The sequence below is a fragment of the Streptomyces alkaliphilus genome, from assembly GCF_014141535.1.
Classification (GTDB): domain Bacteria; phylum Actinomycetota; class Actinomycetes; order Streptomycetales; family Streptomycetaceae; genus Streptomyces; species Streptomyces alkaliphilus.
The window spans coordinates 1-845 of the sequence record NZ_VKHT01001496.1; the positions used below are offsets into that span (position 1 = coordinate 1).

The following is an 845-nucleotide window of genomic DNA, read 5'->3' on the forward strand; positions in this document are numbered from 1 at the left end:
TGGGAGAACAGCTCGCCGGTTGCCCACCCGGGGCGGTGCGCGGGCCGTGCGGGTGTGGCGGGTGCCGCGGGAACGGCGGGAGGAGCGGGGAAGCGTGCCTGGTGACTGGTCCAGACACGGGTGGGGTTCACGGATGGTGGGGCGGAGTTGCCCCACACCGGGTGCCGGGCGGCCCCGTCGATCGGCCTGCCGGCGGACCACATGGACAGGGCGCCGAGGACGGGGCTCAACGCCTCACCGGCCCGCGAGAGGCGGTAGGGCTGTCCGGTGCCCTCGGTCGTCACCAGGCCGTCGTCGATGAGTTGCCGCAGGTGGGGGTAGATGTTGTTCCAGAAGCCGGTGGGCATCACGAGGCCGGCCAGGGCCAGGGCGGTGGCTTCCTGTCGTGACTTGAGAACCCAGAGGATCGCGGGAGCCTGCCGGCGGGTGAGGAGGGCGAGGGTGTCCTCGATCTGCTCGATCGCGGCGAGCGGCTGTTCCGGCTTCTCCAGGTGCTGTTCGGCCCACCTCGCCATCCGGGGGAGCACCGGGAGGAGCTGTTGGCCGCGGGGGGTGAGGCCGTAGGTGACGTGGCGGGCGGAGTGCTCGGTGCGTTCGGCCAGGCCCGCGTTGCACAGCGAGCGGATCTTGGAGTGCAGGTGGCTGGTGTGGAGGTACGGCAGCTTGGCCACGATCTCCTTGTAGCGCTGGGGAGTCCGGTTCAGGGTCAGCAGGACCCGCACGTTCCACCGTGGGGTGATCATCTGGAGGGCTTCGGTGACCCGGGCGACATCGGCGTCGGCGGGCGGCAGACCGGTGGTGACCAAGGGGGTGAACTCCTGATGCGCGAAGGGCCGGGCCCAGGC

General features: G+C 71.2%; 1 protein-coding gene. It reads right to left on the minus strand.

The features are described from left to right. A partial coding sequence (locus FNQ90_RS25300; RefSeq protein ID WP_182608444.1) for a winged helix-turn-helix transcriptional regulator occupies positions 1-806 on the minus strand: 806 nt, incomplete at its 3' end. Positions 807-845: the final 39 nt, after the last annotated feature.